Source organism: Nitrospirota bacterium (genome assembly GCA_040756155.1).
Taxonomy (GTDB): Bacteria; Nitrospirota; Thermodesulfovibrionia; order JACRGW01; family JBFLZU01; genus JBFLZU01.
In genome coordinates this window covers 38,634-54,645 of sequence record JBFLZU010000059.1, presented here as the reverse complement: position 1 = coordinate 54,645, position 16,012 = coordinate 38,634, and the positions used below count along the sequence as shown (strand labels likewise).

15 protein-coding genes and 1 tRNA gene are annotated in these 16,012 nt (G+C 39.6%); 2 read left to right on the top strand and 14 right to left on the bottom strand.

Annotated features, from left to right (window positions below; all coding sequences use genetic code 11):
* Window positions 1-82: 82 nt before the first annotated feature.
* The 4 genes from AB1488_06135 to AB1488_06120 form a co-directional block, all read right to left on the bottom strand.
* Window positions 83-157, bottom strand: a tRNA-Val gene (locus AB1488_06135).
* 237 nt (window positions 158-394) lie between these two features.
* Entirely contained in the window at window positions 395-1,195 is an 801-nt protein-coding gene (locus AB1488_06130; protein ID MEW6409676.1) for a nucleotidyl transferase AbiEii/AbiGii toxin family protein, read from the bottom strand.
* A 4-nt stretch (window positions 1,196-1,199) separates the two neighbouring features.
* Window positions 1,200-1,676, bottom strand: a complete 477-nt coding sequence (locus AB1488_06125; GenBank protein ID MEW6409675.1) for a hypothetical protein — start codon at window positions 1,674-1,676, stop codon at window positions 1,200-1,202.
* 307 nt (window positions 1,677-1,983) lie between these two features.
* On the bottom strand, window positions 1,984-2,481 hold the full coding sequence (locus tag AB1488_06120; protein MEW6409674.1) for an ATP-binding protein: 498 nt from the start codon (window positions 2,479-2,481) through the stop codon (window positions 1,984-1,986).
* Here AB1488_06120 and AB1488_06115 point away from each other — a divergent pair.
* Window positions 2,466-2,912, top strand: coding sequence for a helix-turn-helix transcriptional regulator (locus AB1488_06115; GenBank protein MEW6409673.1), 447 nt, complete (start codon window positions 2,466-2,468; stop codon window positions 2,910-2,912). The two genes, AB1488_06120 and AB1488_06115, sit on opposite strands and share 16 nt — an antisense overlap.
* A gap of 29 nt (window positions 2,913-2,941) precedes the next feature.
* Here AB1488_06115 and AB1488_06110 read toward each other — a convergent pair whose 3' ends face one another.
* The 10 genes from AB1488_06110 to AB1488_06065 form a co-directional block, all read right to left on the bottom strand.
* Window positions 2,942-4,423, bottom strand: coding sequence for an HD domain-containing protein (locus tag AB1488_06110; GenBank protein MEW6409672.1), 1,482 nt, complete (start codon window positions 4,421-4,423; stop codon window positions 2,942-2,944).
* Window positions 4,424-4,446: 23 nt separating this feature from the next.
* Entirely contained in the window at window positions 4,447-4,839 is a 393-nt protein-coding gene (locus AB1488_06105) for a hypothetical protein (protein ID MEW6409671.1), read from the bottom strand.
* A gap of 419 nt (window positions 4,840-5,258) precedes the next feature.
* Entirely contained in the window at window positions 5,259-5,705 is a 447-nt protein-coding gene (locus tag AB1488_06100; GenBank protein ID MEW6409670.1) for a hypothetical protein, read from the bottom strand.
* A gap of 2 nt (window positions 5,706-5,707) precedes the next feature.
* Window positions 5,708-6,277 (bottom strand): hypothetical protein, encoded by a 570-nt coding sequence (locus tag AB1488_06095; GenBank protein ID MEW6409669.1) that lies wholly within the window; start codon window positions 6,275-6,277, stop codon window positions 5,708-5,710.
* 2 nt (window positions 6,278-6,279) lie between these two features.
* Window positions 6,280-6,981: a hypothetical protein gene (locus tag AB1488_06090; GenBank protein MEW6409668.1), complete on the bottom strand. Its 702-nt coding sequence runs from the start codon at window positions 6,979-6,981 to the stop codon at window positions 6,280-6,282.
* A gap of 305 nt (window positions 6,982-7,286) precedes the next feature.
* Entirely contained in the window at window positions 7,287-8,819 is a 1,533-nt protein-coding gene (locus AB1488_06085) for a YifB family Mg chelatase-like AAA ATPase (protein MEW6409667.1), read from the bottom strand.
* Window positions 8,820-9,016: 197 nt separating this feature from the next.
* On the bottom strand, window positions 9,017-11,512 hold the full coding sequence (locus AB1488_06080; protein ID MEW6409666.1) for a caspase family protein: 2,496 nt from the start codon (window positions 11,510-11,512) through the stop codon (window positions 9,017-9,019).
* 88 nt (window positions 11,513-11,600) lie between these two features.
* Window positions 11,601-11,795 carry a DUF433 domain-containing protein gene (locus AB1488_06075; protein ID MEW6409665.1) on the bottom strand — a complete coding sequence of 65 codons (195 nt, stop codon included), beginning with the start codon at window positions 11,793-11,795 and terminating at the stop codon, window positions 11,601-11,603.
* A gap of 93 nt (window positions 11,796-11,888) precedes the next feature.
* Complete coding sequence (locus AB1488_06070) at window positions 11,889-15,173, bottom strand: caspase family protein (protein MEW6409664.1); 3,285 nt, start codon at window positions 15,171-15,173, stop codon at window positions 11,889-11,891.
* A gap of 6 nt (window positions 15,174-15,179) precedes the next feature.
* The gene (locus AB1488_06065) at window positions 15,180-15,422 is read right to left on the bottom strand and encodes a hypothetical protein (protein MEW6409663.1); all 243 of its coding nucleotides are present in this window, start codon (window positions 15,420-15,422) and stop codon (window positions 15,180-15,182) included.
* 127 nt (window positions 15,423-15,549) lie between these two features.
* Between AB1488_06065 and AB1488_06060 the strand changes: the two genes are divergently transcribed.
* Complete coding sequence (locus AB1488_06060) at window positions 15,550-15,888, top strand: LysR family transcriptional regulator (GenBank protein MEW6409662.1); 339 nt, start codon at window positions 15,550-15,552, stop codon at window positions 15,886-15,888.
* Window positions 15,889-16,012 lie beyond the last annotated feature (124 nt).

The following is a 16,012-nucleotide window of genomic DNA, read 5'->3' as shown; positions in this document are numbered from 1 at the left end:
CCACTTCAGAAAACAGATGGAAATAGTCAAATGATTTGCTGGATATCTGTGGATTGGATATGCAATGGTGAATTGATAAAAATGGTAGGCGATGCTGGTTTCGAACCAGCGACCTCTTCCGTGTGAAGGAAGCGCTCTCCCCCTGAGCTAATCGCCCTCTTTTTATGAAATTTATATATCACAATAGTGATCCCTCCGTCAACATAAAAATGGGACGGTTCTATTTTCTCCTCGGCTATTCCCTTTTGTTAGAGTGTGATCTACATATTCCTTTGGTGCTATGCTTGCTGTCTTCGGCAAAGGGGACTGTCCCAGAATTACGGGCGAAGCCGTAGATTCGGGACTGTCCCCGTGAATGGATTATTATCTTTTCTATTATCTTTTATCTTCACTGTCAAGAAAATAGAACCGTCCCATTTTTCACACACTTATCCAATAGTTTGAGTTCATTCTTGTCTTCTATGAATCTCTCCACATCTTTTTTGACTTTCACAAAATCAATAGTGGCTAACCTTTCCTTTAAAAAGTCATTAAAGTTTTCTCTATTTAAATTTATTCTTTTGTGTTCTGTCTGTTCTATGGCATTATTTAGAAGTTCAAAATTGGGAATGGACTTTTTCCCAAGATACCAGATAAGGTCGTAAAAGTCTCTTCCTTTAATGTACTTTCTAAAAAAACAAGCATGGAGTTTTGTAGCATAAAGAGAAGGAATGTCAAAATTTGTCACAGTAAAAACAAAATGTTTACTCACTAATGAAAGCTGTGTATTCCAACCTTTCGGTGGATTAGAATCCACTTCAAGCTTAATAAAGAGTTTTTGACTCTTCTCTTTAGATAACCCTAAAAGATACAGAATATCCTTAAATTTAAACATTGCTGATTGAACAGTTTCTTCTATATTTTTCTTGATGTCTAAAGAAAAACCTGCCTTTCTTAGTTCATAAGCAACTCTTTCTAAAAAAATATCAAATTTATAACCCTTCTTATTAATAAGTGAGAAATCAAGGTCTTCTGAGAACCTTCGTAAATTATGCAGAAATCTCAATGCAGTCCCTCCAACAAAAGCAAGATTTTTAAAATAGTCCTTATCATAGAGAATCTTCAATATAAGTAATTGCAAAAACTCCCTTGTTATGTGAGTCTTTGCATCACGGCCAGAGATACTTGAAATACTCTTCTTAATCAAATCAAGCACAGAATTATCTCTCCTCTTTTATAAAACTCAATAAATTCTCCACCACATCAACAATCTCCTTATTTTCGTATTTTTTGGCAAAATCTGTAAGTTTTTTCTTTTTCAGTATATTTAAATTTTGAAACCTATATGAGAGGCTAAAGACATCTTTCTCTTTGCCCTTAAAATCTTGTAGATTCAAGTAAATAAAATCAAGCATCGCCTTTTCTGGCTCTGCAATAAGCACGGGAAATCCATTCTCATCTTTTATCTCCTTAAAACCAAAGAATAAATTAGTTTTCAGGTGCTGATAAATAAAAGCGCCAAAAGTATTTGTAAATTTAGCGGTCTTTTTTGTGGTAATAGATGTTACATCCTCTACCTTTTCAGGGATTAAGTCATAGTAGCCAAAAGCATAGGTTGTGCTCACATAAGATGGTGAATATAGTGCATTAGCCACGAAGATTCTGGATGGCTCAATTTTCCTATCACTCTCATTCAAAATATACAGCCCTCGCTTTAGCTTAATAACCAATCCCTTCCTTTGCCATCCACTCAACTGAACTTTAAGAGTTTGAGGTTTCTTATTAATATTAGAGATATGGGTTAATGAAATGATAGGAAACTCTTTAACGGCATTTTTAAATTCCAAATATTTCATTTCCGTAAATTATAAAAAATGATTATTTATAGAAATATACTATTTAATTAAATCAAACTTGTCAAGGAGTTTTGTGGGGTCTTTCCCGATTTTCTCGCAACTTAGATTATAAGATAAAAATGGGACAGCCTGCCGTCCCATTTTTCATTCACATCATCGTTCTGTCGAGGCTACGATACTGTATTGCCTCTGCAATATCAGGAGATGTGATATTTTCTCTTCCCCAAATATCAGCAATAGTCCTTGATACCTTAAGCACTCTGGTATATGCCCTTGCAGAAAGACCCAGTCGGTTCATCGCATTCTCAAGTAGCATCTGTGCATCTTTACCAAGGGCACAGTATTTCTTAAGGTGTCTTGTCCGCATCTGGGAATTCGAATAAATTTTATCATTCTTAAACCTCTCTAACTGTATCTCTCTTGCAGCCATCACTCTCTCGCGGATTACCGAAGAACGCTCACCATAAGCAGTATCAGAAAGCTCTTTGTAAGGCACTGATGGGACTTCTATATGGATATCGATCCTGTCAAGAAGTGGTCCTGATATCCGTGCCCTGTATTTCTGAATCTGTGATGGTGTGCATGTGCAGTGATGTCTTGCATCCCCGAAGAATCCACACTGACAGGGATTTGGACACCTTTGCAAAGTATCCTCACTACAGACTGTCATTACCACGCCCTATTATACCACCAAAGGGCTATCCTTCAATACCAATTTCAATAGGTGAACATATCAGGAAAAGACGCATCGACTTGGGCTTGTTGCAGATAGAGGTTGCAAGGGTCATTGGAGTAACTGAATCAACGGTATGGAACTGGGAACACGGGACAGAACCAGAATTAAGGTATATGCCAAAGGTTATAGAGTTTTTAGGCTATGTTCCTTTTGAGTGTTCTGAGGACCCTGTAGGGCAGCTGAGATATTTTAAGCTGGTAAATGGTTTGTCTTATGAGCGATTAGGTGACCTGATGAGTAGAGACCCTGAGCAATTGACGGATTGGCTGAGTGGAAGGCACAGGCCAAATTCGAATAATCTTAAAGCTGTCGAGAGCTTCCTTGCTCAAACACCACAATAAAAAGACAACACTTTAAAAACAATAGCAAGTTAACTCATACGACAATAAAATCGATTCTTTTCTCTATTTATCTTAATATCTAAATCTTTAAAAGCTCGTTCGACTGCTTTGCATACTTCTTCTTGAAATTCCGGTGGAGCAAAAACATGACCCTTTAATTGTTTATCTGCATAGGCTTTTAACCAACCGTCGACCGGAAATAAGTCATTTAATATTATTGGTTCAGTGCCACCTGTAACATAAGTTTGGGCGGCCTCTCTTAAAGAAGGTGCTTCTGGCATACTTACCCATACTTCATGAATGCTACATTTTTTATGTCGAGGCATTTTACTTACAATTTTTTGCCGAAGTTCATAAAGTTCCTCAGGTGACTGATTGATTCTCTCAAGAAGTTCTGGAATACACTCATCATAATTCTCTATTGTGTCACGACTTATAACAGCAGCTCTTTTGAAAAGTTTACGGTCTAATAAGTTTTTTACCATTTTCTTTATAAATGGGTCTTTAGAGTGAATATTATTAAATAAATCATTATCAGTAAACCTCAAAAAATTTACAGGATCTCTTAAGGTTGCGCCCATTAAAGAAACATCGTTTTCTTGTATGTATTCAAGGAGACCTTGGATCATACAATCACAGGCCTTAACCTTATGGTGGTAAATAGAAGTATAAAGTAATAGCTTGCTAAAAAGAATATGTTCAAGAGGCACAGGACTTTTTACTGTTAATTCCATTAATCCCTCTCTAAATTCATGGGTAGATAAAGTGTAAAATAAGCGATCAAGGTCAATAGTTAGTCGTAATCCTGAAAAATAACCATCTCGAGAAATATAATCCAATTTATCTGCGTCAAAGGGCCCATTAATTATTCGTGTTAGAAAAGCTCTTTTATTATCAGTCACCCTGCCAATAATCATATTAGCCACATTTTCTAAGTTTATTTCAATAGGGTAGGGATCGCTGACATATTTTTTAAAAAACTTTTTGAACGAGGGACTTTTCACAATGTAATAAGAAAATACTTCGTGAGGTTTTGTATGAGCGAATTCATCCGATTTTAGAATTGCTCTTATTTCATGGTCCCATTCATAAACCATTTCAGATATATGTGAAAGGAATGAATGACCACAATCATGTAAGAGTGCGGCCATGCGAAGCTCGGCATATTCTCCTTTATCGGAATCTTTTTTAATCATGTTCTCAGATCGCACACTTTGATTAATACTGTCAACAAAACGATCTATTAAAGTAATAACACCAAGCGTATGTTCGAAGCGAGAATGTGTTGCTGAGGGGTAAATTAGAAAAGCAAGGCCTGTTTGGCTTATTTGGCGAAGTCTCTGAAGTAAAGGACAATCAAGGACTGCAATTTCATGCTTTCTGTATATATTTGTGCCCCATAAAGATTCATGAATTGCTTTACTATCTCTTACTTTGGTTGGTTTATAACCCTGGAAAATGTTATTTACAAACTCATTTATTCTGTTTCGGAGAGACCGATGTGGGCGCATTCTTTAGGGTAAGTTAACTAAGATTAAATCCCGCTACATTTTCTTGCAAATTGTTTTCCGATACCACGTAGCATTACTTTCTCATCTTTTGTAAACCTTTTAAGGATTTTTTCTTTAATATATTTCTTTCCATTTTCTTTAATGACAAATCGTTCAAAATCTGGATTTTCCATCCCTATTATTCGAGCACGCTGCAAACTAAACAAAACTTTTTCTAATTCACGAGAAAAGGGATAAACATCATATTTAGAAAAAGGAAATACTTTTAGAATCGCAAATTGTTTTCGTAAGTTATATATTGTTTTGTGTATTTGTTCAGGATTTCCTGTAAAATGATTTATATTAGCATAAGAGAGTATGCCTGCAATTATATCACTGGGAAGATACTTCGGCGCTGCGCCTATTTCTCTATACACTCTCTTCACCTCCTTAAGCTAAAAATAAAAACGGAATAAGCTAAAATGCCTCTTCCTTATATAGTAGTAAGTATTATTCCTCTTAAAGTATTATTTCTTTTTCGCATGAGGTTTAATTTTTAATAGTAACCTCAAAACTGGTAAAGAAGATATCAAAGAAAATTTGTTTTGTCAAGAAAAAATCACATCTAAACAGATAAAAAATCTCATCCAGTTCAGGGAAATCAGGTCCACTACATAAATTGGGGCTTGGCTAAGCCTTGCTGAAGCGTAGCGGAAGATTGTAAGGCGCTGGCCAAGCTTGGAGGAGCGAAGGCATGAGCTTGCCTCTGGCTTGAGCTTGAAGCTGAAGAGGAGCGGAAGCTTGAAGCGACCCCTTGCAGTGCTGGCATGAAGCTGAAGTAAAAGGCTTAAAGTGATTAGATACTTAGTTCATGTTTGAAAATTACTAAATCCTTCCGAACCATATTCCCAGCGTCTTCAGGTCTAAAATAATCAGGGGCTGGTTTATCAAGCCATTGAGGTATTCGTCCTGCCCTAATTCTGTAAAGGCTGAGATACCGAGCAGTTTCACTCGCATCCCTTAACTTTCTAAAACTCTTAAAGGCATCTCTGCTGAGTTCATTTTCTATTATTTTCTCACGCCAGGCATGAGGAGTATATAAGAACCTACCATCATGATCTACAGGAATACTTGTTTCTGTATGTTTCTCTGGTCTATTAAAAAGCCAGCACTCCAGATAATGAATAGCAGAGTAAAAGGCAGCAGTAATTCCCCAATCATGATAAGGAGGTTCTTTAACAAGTTTATTTGCAACTTCCTTATTATGTTCTGCCTGAGAGAGGTGCACGATATAATCAGCCACGCTTACCTCGCATATATGCACTGTGCTTGCGGATGGATAAAATCCTTTTTATCCGAAATACCAGCTGGAGGATAAAAGAATTCAAAAACTAACTCTGGATATCTTTTTCTAATATCGTATTCAATATCTAAAAGAATATCCATCAAATCACTGTCATATTGGGTGATGGAGAGAAGGATATAAATCTGTATTTCCTCCCTGTACCTCTGAACATAAATGGATTTAATTTTTTCAACTTCGCTAAATTTACTCACGATGCTTAAAAGTGCTTCTTGCTCTAATTCTCTAGGCTCCAGCTCTTTTTTAAACCATGGTTTTATACCAATGAAGGTATAAAAGTCTTTATAGTCAATTTGTACATCCAGCGTTTGTGTCCATGCTTCTTGTTCTGGATAGCGGAAAATTTCACGTCGCAGAAAATAAAGAAAATAGTCAAACTGTTTACCTTCTTCTACCCATTTCAACGGTGGCAGTATCTCTTTTGTTTCTTTTGAGAACAAAACTTGAAATTGGCTACTTCCGATAAAAGAGGACTTCTTCTTGACATCTAAATCTGTTAATTGGACAGCCATTGTTATCCCCCCATATTTTTAAAATGCTTTTCGACTGCTCCCTTGATAATTTTGCTACTTTCGTCTAAAAGTCTTTGCAATGATTCCTTGTTAAACTCATAAGTCATTTCAGCTAATGTATTTATGTCTATAAGGAAAGAAATAAACCTGTTCTGCTCTGGTTTGGATATTTTACGAGCTGATTTAATCCGCGTCCACTTGTTAACGTCGAATCCCGCAATAGATTCTTTAGTGAGATAATGCAATTCTAATTCGTAGGGCTTAATTATTGGTGTTTCACTACGAATATACTTGGAAAGGAGAAATTCTGCAGCGGGATTTTCTAATTCTATAATCCAGTTAGTTACAGTTGCAGTTCTTGTGATTTGGGTATAAATATTTTCCTTAAGATATTGAAAGATAGTCAAAAATTTTTCAAAAAGCCCTGGAATAGGAAACAAATTTTCCCTCTTATCTTCTTCGTACTTAAATATAAAATCGAGTCTGCTTTTTGCAATGGATAGATTATATCGGCCGTCTTTAGAACCCATCTTTATTCTTGGGATCTCTGGAGGTGCATCCTCAGGTAGTGGCAGTATTATTGGGTCACCATCAAAAAGACCAGATAATATATTGTTAATAGCATTTGCAACTTTTAATTTATCAACAATAATAATTCCAGGACTGAATAACACTAACTGTGTATTATCAAGTCGTATATTCATAATGCCTCCCTTTCTCTAGGTATCTTTCTTTACATCTTAAGTCTGCACCTATTTTTTATACTCGACCTCTGAGTAAGAAAAACTGCAACCCTCTTTAAGCGATTATTTAGATAATATATATCATAGTTTACGTAAAGTCTATCACAATTTTTTGATTTTGGGAGCTTGGACGAGCATTGCTGAAGCATGGCTTCCCATGCAAGGCGAATGCCAAGATTGGAGGAGCAAAGGCATGAAGCTTGCTCTGGCGCAAGCTTGCCTCTGGCATGACCATACCTTAAGTTTAATTAGTTTGAGATTACCTTTTACATCATTGTCCTGTCGAGGCTACGATACTGTATTGCCTCTGCAATATCAGGAGATGTGATATTTTCTCTTCCCCAAATATCAGCAATAGTCCTTGATACCTTAAGCACTCTGGTATATGCCCTTGCAGAAAGACCCAGTCGGTTCATCGCATTCTCAAGTAGCATCTGTGCATCTTTACCAAGGGCACAGTATTTCTTAAGGTGTCTTGTCCGCATCTGGGAATTCGAATAAATTTTATCATTCTTAAACCTCTCTAACTGTATCTCTCTTGCAGCCATCACTCTCTCGCGGATTACCGAAGAACGCTCACCATAAGCAGTATCAGAAAGCTCTTTGTAAGGCACTGATGGGACTTCTATATGGATATCGATCCTGTCAAGAAGTGGTCCTGATATCCGTGCCCTGTATTTCTGAATCTGTGATGGTGTGCATGTGCAGTGATGTCTTGCATCCCCGAAGAATCCACACTGACAGGGATTAGATGCTGCAACAAGCATAAATGATGCAGGATATGTGAGAGATGTAACCGCCCTTGATATTGTTACCTCGCCATCCTCTATAGGCTGGCGAAGAACCTCAAGGACATTTCTTTTGAACTCTGGCAATTCATCCAGAAATAAAACACCGCCATGTGCAAGAGAGACCTCGCCTGGTTTTGGTATCTGTCCTCCTCCGATCATCCCAGCATCTGATACGGTATGATGAGGTGAACGGAATGGTCTCGTAGCGATTAATGGCTGGTGGTCTTTAAGCAGTCCCATGATACTATGTATCTTTGTTGTTTCAAGTGCCTCTTCAAAGCTCATTCTCGGCAGTATAGTAGGAACCCTTTTTGCAAGCATAGTCTTACCAGAACCTGGTGGACCAATCATAAGTATATTATGTCCCCCGGCAGTAGCCACTTCGAGTGCCCTTTTTACATGCTCCTGTCCCTTTACATCGGAAAAGTCATCCTGATAGAGAGAGTTTTCTTCCATAGCCTTCTCAATGTCCGTCTCTGTAGGTTGTATCATCAAATTTCCATTGAGGAATTCTACTACCTGGGGAAGGGTTTCTACACCATAAACGATTATCCCTTCCACCACTGCTGCCTCTGATGAATTCTCCGCAGGGAGTATCATCCCTTTCAGTCCTGAATCCCTTGCAGTAACCGCCATTGAGAGGACACCTTTAACAGGTTTAATCCTTCCATCAAGCGATAATTCTCCTACCATCAGGTAATCCTCAACCCTTCTGGGTTCGATTAATCCCTCTGCAGTTATTATTCCTATAGCGATCGGAAGATCAAAGGATGAGCCCTCTTTCTTTATATCTGCTGGTGCAAGATTAACCGTTATCTGCTTTAACGGAAAGTCAAACCCTGTGTTTTTCAATGCAGCCCTCACCCTTTCTTTGCTTTCTTTAACAGCGGTGTCAGGAAGGCCTACGGTCGAGAAGAATGGAAGCCCCCTTGATGCGATGTCAACCTCTACCTCGACAATATACGCATTGATTCCAAATACGGAACTACTCAATATCCTCGATAACATAACAATGGGTCTCCAAAAATTGAAAATTTTTGGGGCGCACTAAGGAAGGTTATCACATGAGATTTTTCATTTCAAGTCAAAAGGTTAGATGTGTATTCGGAGTTGCACCACTAATTAATCTCTTATTTTTCTTGTCATGCTGTCCTGAATTAAAATCAGGATGTTTCAGCATCTCATACCTCTATTCATAGTATCTCCTATTTTAGATTGTAAACAGAATTATCCTTCCCGAAATTGATAATAAGTGGTGTCTGGGCATGTCCGATTTTCTTTGATATCTCTGTCGTTGTCTGTTTTGAGTATTCTCCAAGCTCAACAATGCTGATTTTGTTGTCTTTGTTTTTATCCGCTTCTTTTTTGTTGTTAAGTCCATCAAGGAGTGTGTATGTGAATAACCCGTTTCTCCGATATCCATCTATTGCCGCCTCTTTTGAGTTTGCTGATGCATATATATGAAGCCCCATTTTCTTTGCCAATACAGACATGCGGGCATCATATAATCCGCTCACTATATAATCCACACCTCCTGCATGGCATGTGTCGAATATGAATAACTGGCTTAGAGACTTTATCTTTTTTGACATCTCAACTATCTCGTTTGAGCTGATTAAGTTAGTATCACTTACTTTTCCGTCATATTCATGTGTAACCATATAGTACTGGTTCTGTAATAGCACTCCATGGCTTGCCACAAAAAGTATAAAGCTGTCATTTGGTTTTATTACCTTTGAGAGTTCGTTAATTTTGCTGGTTATATTTGCCTTTGTGGCATTACTGTCTGTAAGGAGTTCGTAATAGATGTTCTGTGGCTTATAAAGGGTTTCTGCCTGTTTAAGAAGCCTTTCTTTTATGTCTTTTGAGTCTTTTGCTGCATATTTGAGGTTTATTGTGTTGTCTTTGTATTGGTCTATTCCTATTAAAAGGATGTAGAGATGGGGTTCTTCCTGTTTTATTGATGATGTGAATTTGGCTGTCTTCATGTAGCTCTGGACTGTGTTATCTTTGTTAAAGGCTGTTATGCTTATCTCGTTTTCCCCTGATATCGCATCTATTTCCTTACAGTCATTGAAGGCATCTCCTTTTGTCTTGGTTGTTACAGGACTTATATCTGTCTTTTCCTTTATCTTCACGCTTCTCATGTCTTCATATATTGTCTTGCTGTCGAGTTTTGCAAGCTGGGTCTTTTCTGTAACTGCTTTAGCTGCTTCTTTGTAGTATCCGTCTGATTCAATTAACTTTCCGTTATGGAACAGCCTTATTTCTCCAATTCCTCCTCCTGTGCTTTTTACGTTGTAGCAGACTTTTGCTTTTGGAGATGCTGGAGTTGAAACAACTGGGCTTATCTCTACAAGAGGCGGAGGGCTTTTGATTGCATCCTTCATGGTGATTGTGATTAGGTCTTTTATGTCTTCTCCTCTGAGTTTTGCTGCAACTATATCAGGACGGTAGAAGACGTCGTAGAACGCCTCAGCCGTATACACGCTTTCTCCCATCATAACATTCAGATACTTATGGCCATTGGCAGATGCATTATAATAGCCCTCGGTGGTGATTGCCAGCCATTCACCATCTTCAAACGCTGCCATAACTATGAGTTCCTCTCCTGACTCCACATCCCATATCCTTATTGCGGCGTCCTTGCTGAAAGAGACCATCCGCTTGCCGTCTGTCGAAAACTTCCCCTCATCAGCAAAAAAAGCCCTAAAAGAAAGTTTTCCTTTAAACTTTTTTACTGTTTGTCCTGTTTTCATATCCGCAAGCTCCATGATTCCTTCATAACCTGAGCCGTATAATACGTGTTTTCCGTCAGGAGACAGGTTCGGCTTGCGTGGCAATGAACCGCCGAGCTTCTGAATCGTCTCGCCTGTTTCTATGTCCCAGAGCCTGATAGCGCTGTAGCCGGGCCTTTCACCGCCCCCCGAGATGAAATGTTTTCCATCAGGCAGGAAGGCAACACGAGAGACAATAGGAACAAAAAAGGTGCTTTTCTTGTACTCAAATTTTTTCAACTCCCTTCCCATTTCCATGTCCCAGAGTTTGATACTGCTTTGATAGGCTGCAAGCGCAAGTTTACCATCAGGAGAGATGGCAACACTTTGCACCGATGTAGAAACCCCCGCGAAGGCGCGAGTTTTGGGAATCTGGAATTCCCTGATTACCCTGCCGCTTTCGACGTCCAAAAGCCGCAGGACACCACTGAACCACATGTCATCCTCTCCACCACCTGCAAGTATACGCCCGCCGTCCGGAGTGATTGCTACCGCGTTGAGGAATTCATTATGTTTAACTCCCCTGACTGTCCTGATAAGCCCGCCACTCTCAACATTCCAGATTTTTACTGCGCCACTTTCGCTTGCAGAGATAATATGACTTCCATCAGGGGTAAAAAACACTGACACTACGACTCTTCTCTTATCTGTTTTCTCTGATGCTTCAACACTCCAGAGCTTCCTGCCCTCATATATGTCCCAAACAATGAGTTCTCCGTTAACCTTGCCAATGGCAACATGTCTGTCTTTGGGAGAATACGCGATGGATGAAATAATGGGCGATGGCCGATTGATCTGCATTCCGAATTCGCCTGGTTTCAATCTAATCTCAGGGATTTGAGGAGTGGTTGCACATGATGCAAGAAATAGGATTACAAAAATAATCAAGATTCTCGGCAGGGTTATTTGTTTGAATATTTTCATCTCACACTCCAATTTTAGAAACTGTTCAACTTTTAATTCTTAATCGCTTTCCCTGAAATTATATAAAATTCGCACTGCAATTATTCTGTTAATATATAAGGGCTGCCTGAATGTCTTCTTTTTCAAGTTCAGGATAATCCTCAAGCAGTTCTTCTGCCGTTACTCCACCTGCAAGCGCCTTTAATATCTGCTCAACAGTAATCCTCAGACCTCTAATGGTTGGCTTGCCCACCATCACTTTTGGGTTAATAGTAATACGTTTTAAAAGATTTTCTTTTATCATCCTTATCCCCCTTCCGTATCAATCTGTTTGCCGTAGTTATATATTATCATAGATTTATACTTTTAAAAACAATGCATTAGGCACATCGGCTTTTCATCTCAGATTGTAAACAGGATTATCCTTCCCGAAATTGATAATCAGCGGTGTCTGAGGATGTCCGATTGACTTTGAAATATCCACCGCCTTCTGCTTTGAATACTCCCCAAGCTCCATAAGACTTACTTTGCTGTCGCTGTTTTTATCTGCACTTATGTTGTTGTTCAACCCATCAAGCAGAGAATGAGTAAACAATCCATTGCCCTTATAACCATCCAATGCCTCCTGAACAGAGCTTGCCGACGCATAGATGTGAAGTCCCATCTTTTTTGCAAGCACTGACATCCTTGCATCGTAAAGTCCACTCACAATGTAATCAACTCCACCTGCATGACAGGTATCGAATATGAATAACTGGCTTAGAGACTTTATCTTTTTTGACATCTCAACTATCTCGTTTGAGCTGATCATGTTTTTATCGCTCAGTGTGCCGTCATAATCATGGGTCAACATATAATACTGATTCTCTAAAAGCATTCCATGCCCCGCAACAAAGAGGATGAAGCTATCATTTGGCTTTATAACCTTTGAAAGTTCATTGATTTTACCCATTATATTTGACTTTGTGGCGTCTTTGTCCTTTAAGAGTAGATGCTGTATGTTTTGAGGTTTGTACAGAGTTGCTGACTGGTTAAGGGCTCTTTCTTTGATGTCCACTGCATCCTTAACTGCATATCTTAGATTTACAGTTCTGTCCATATACCGGTTAATTCCTATGGAGAGTATGTGAAGATGTGGTTCTTCAGATTTGAGTTTTGAATTAAAGCTGAGAGTCTTCATGTAGCTTTGAACAGTATTCTGACTGTTAAAGGCAGAAATACTCACCTCGTTTTCTCCCGGGATTGCCTCTATTTCTGCACAATCATCAAATACCTCTCCCTTTGATTTGCTTTCAATCGGACTTATTTCTCCTCTGCCGGCAATTTTTATTCCTCCCCGCATTTCTTCGTGGATTTTTTTGCCTGTGAGGGCAGCGAGTTGCTTTGCGGCGCCCGTCTTTGCTATATCCCTGTAAAAGCCATCCGAATGAACGAGCTTGCCGTTATGGAATAACCTTACTTCTCCTATTCCTCCTCCTGCGCTTTTTGCTTGATAGCAGACCTTGATTCTCGATTCATTAACATCTTTTGGTATCGAAGTAATTTCTACAGTTGGCGGAGGATTTTTAATCGCTTCATCAATGGTGAGGGTAATGAGGCTGTTTATATCTTCGCCTTTCAGCCTTGCCGATACAATGTCAGGACGATAAAAGACATCGTAGAACTGATCTATGCCGTAGACTTTGTTGCCCATACGGATATTGAGGTGTTTATGTCCATTGAGAGAGGAGTTGTAATAGCCTTCAGGTGTGATGACTATCCATTCGCCATCTTTAAAGCCAACCATTGTAACAATTTCTCTACCTGTAGAAAGTTCCCAGAGTCTGGTCGTACCATCTCCGCTCCCCGAAGTCGCATACCGGCCGTCTTTCGAAAAGTTCACCTTGTTTACAAAGGAGGCATGCCCGGATAAAGTATGCAAGGCTAATCCCGTAGAATAATCCCAAAGTTTGATTGTATTATCTGAGCTTCCCGACAGGACATACCGTCCGTCTGCTGAGAAAACTGCGTTATTCAGCCAGTTGGTGTGCCCTGAAAATACGCGTATCAGACTTCCTGTGCCCACGTTCCAGATATTAAGATTATTATCTTTACTACCGCCAGATAATGCATACAAACCATCACGCGAAAAGACCACGAAGTTAACAAGACCCGGCTGCTTTGGAAAAGTCCTTATCTCTCTTCCCGTCTCAATATCCCAAAGCTTAATTGTTTGATCCCAGCTGCCGGAGAGGGCATACCGGCCATCAGGTGAAAAGGCAACTGAGGTTATTGCCCATGTATGACCTTTAAATGTTCGAAGTTCTTGCCCAGTTTTGACATCCCATAGTTTAAGAGTATTATCATGGCCACCGGACAGGATAAAGCGCCCATCGGGAGAAAAAGACGCACAAAAAACGTGACTGGTATGCCCTGTCAATGTGCGCACATCCGTTCCTGTAGTCGCATCCCAAAGCTTGAGGGATTTATCCCAGCTTCCGGAAAGGATATATTTCCCGTCGGGAGAAAAGTCCGTCGCATTGACAAAACTACCATGGCCTTTAAATATCTTTTCTATTCGCCCGTTGACAACATCCCATGTCTTAATGGTTTTATCGTAATTACCGGAAACGACGTATTTGCCATCCGATGAAAAGACAGCCGAGTATACCCAGCCGGTATCTCCTGAAAATATTCTCACCTGCTTTCCACTTGTTGCATCCCAGAGTCTTGCTGTTTGGTCTTTACTTCCCGAAAGAATATATCGGCCGTCCGACGAAAAGGCGAGCGACAAAACATTGTCTGTATGCCCCATAAATGTCAGGATTTCATTCCCAGTTGCAATATCCCAAAGTCTGATGGTCTTATCCGGATAAAAACTTCCAGAAATAACATGTTTCCCATCCGGGGAAATAGTAAGTGATCCAATGGCCGCCGTATGTCCGACAAATGTTTTGATTGCTTTACCTGTGCTAATTTCCCATAGCTTAAGCGTTTTATCCGAGCTGCCTGACAGGAAATAGCCATTTGAAGAAGTGAAGACGGCGCATGTGACTGCGGCGGCATGTCCTTTATATGTGCCTATCTCCCTGCCTGTGCTGACCTCCCAAAGCCTGAGAGTATTATCCGCGCTTCCAGATAAGGCATGCTTTCCATCAGAAGAGAAAACTGCGCAGTAGACGGTGCCCGTATGTCCGTGAAATGTCCTGATTTCCCTGCCGGTTAATGCATCCCAAAGCTTAAGAGTTTTATCTCCGCTGCCGGAGAGAATGTACTTTCCGTCAGGCGAAAAAGCGACATTGTAAACACTACCTTTATGACCATAAAGTGTCCGAACATCTTCGCCTGTTTCAATGTTCCAAAGTTTGATAGTCTTATCCCAACTTCCTGAAATTGCATACTTGCCATCAGGAGAAATGGCAATTTTTGTTATGAAGTAGCCGTGGCCGTGAAATGTCCTGATTTCCCTTCCAGTTTGTGCATTCCAGAGCTTGAGAGTCTTATCATAACTGCCGGTCAGGATATGACGTCCATCCGGCAAAAAGAGTGCACCATGAACCTCGTTGGTATGACCGAGTTGCGCGAAAATCTCGGGCTTTTCATCGGTATAAGCCTTTGAATTACCAAGCAGAAGTATGAAGGCGAGTGTGTTGATTATTATTCTTTTAATATGTTTCATTCTGACCCCAAATGTCTCTGCCATAATTGCTTAAAACCCCATCTGGTGACGAAATACCTCTTTGTAGTGCTCCAGTTTCTTCTCTAACTCTGCCACTTTGTCCTCAAGCCCTATAAGAATCTTTCGTGCCTTTATGTCTTTTATGTATCCTGATAGCTCATCTGATGAAATGCCTTTTCCTTTTACTTCATCTTCCCTTTCAGGATAGGTAAGCTCATGGGGAATGAAATACCATTTATTTTTATTATAGCCAATTTTATTTATTATAGCCAATTTTACCAATTTGTAAAATGATTATTGAAGGTTTGACCCTAACTACTAACTCTATTTAATCTGCTTTAACTCTCCCCTTACCTCCCCTGTATTGACAAGAGGTATCTGTAATAATATAATCCCTGCGATGGGGAAGATGAAAATAAGATCAAAAATATGGTTGGATATTGATGGTCAGCCTGTTTTCAGTGAGGGAAGAGGAGCACTCCTGAAAGCGATAGATAAGTATGGCTCTATCAATCAGGCTGCAAAGAAAATTGGTATTACCTATCGCAGAGCGTGGAGTTACATAAAGGCTATGGAAGATAGGATGGGAGTAGTCTTTGTTGAAAGGCATGTCGGTGGCAGAAGGGGTGGTGGAGCTAAACTGACTTCAGCAGCAAGAGATTTTCTTCATAAATATGAAAGGCTGGAAAGGGGTATTAACAGGATAATGGATAAGCGGTTTCAAAAGATATTCGAATAAGACTATAAGCCATAAAAGTGGAAGTGACTGCATCAATCTGGAGTAAACCCCGTTAGAAAGGACGGAGATTTGAACCCCGCCCTTTAAAAAGGGGTTTATATTTTATTTTTACCATCTTCGCCAT

Coding starts and splice junctions, on each gene's coding strand:
- AB1488_06110 (MEW6409672.1), bottom strand. CDS start 4,423: ATGCGCCCACATCGGTCTCTCCGAAACAGAATAAATGAGTTTGTAAAT.
- AB1488_06095 (MEW6409669.1), bottom strand. CDS start 6,277: ATGGCTGTCCAATTAACAGATTTAGATGTCAAGAAGAAGTCCTCTTTT.
- AB1488_06090 (MEW6409668.1), bottom strand. CDS start 6,981: ATGAATATACGACTTGATAATACACAGTTAGTGTTATTCAGTCCTGGA.
- AB1488_06085 (MEW6409667.1), bottom strand. CDS start 8,819: ATGTTATCGAGGATATTGAGTAGTTCCGTATTTGGAATCAATGCGTAT.
- AB1488_06080 (MEW6409666.1), bottom strand. CDS start 11,512: ATGAAAATATTCAAACAAATAACCCTGCCGAGAATCTTGATTATTTTT.
- AB1488_06075 (MEW6409665.1), bottom strand. CDS start 11,795: ATGATAAAAGAAAATCTTTTAAAACGTATTACTATTAACCCAAAAGTG.
- AB1488_06070 (MEW6409664.1), bottom strand. CDS start 15,173: ATGGCAGAGACATTTGGGGTCAGAATGAAACATATTAAAAGAATAATA.
- AB1488_06060 (MEW6409662.1), top strand. CDS start 15,550: ATGGGGAAGATGAAAATAAGATCAAAAATATGGTTGGATATTGATGGT.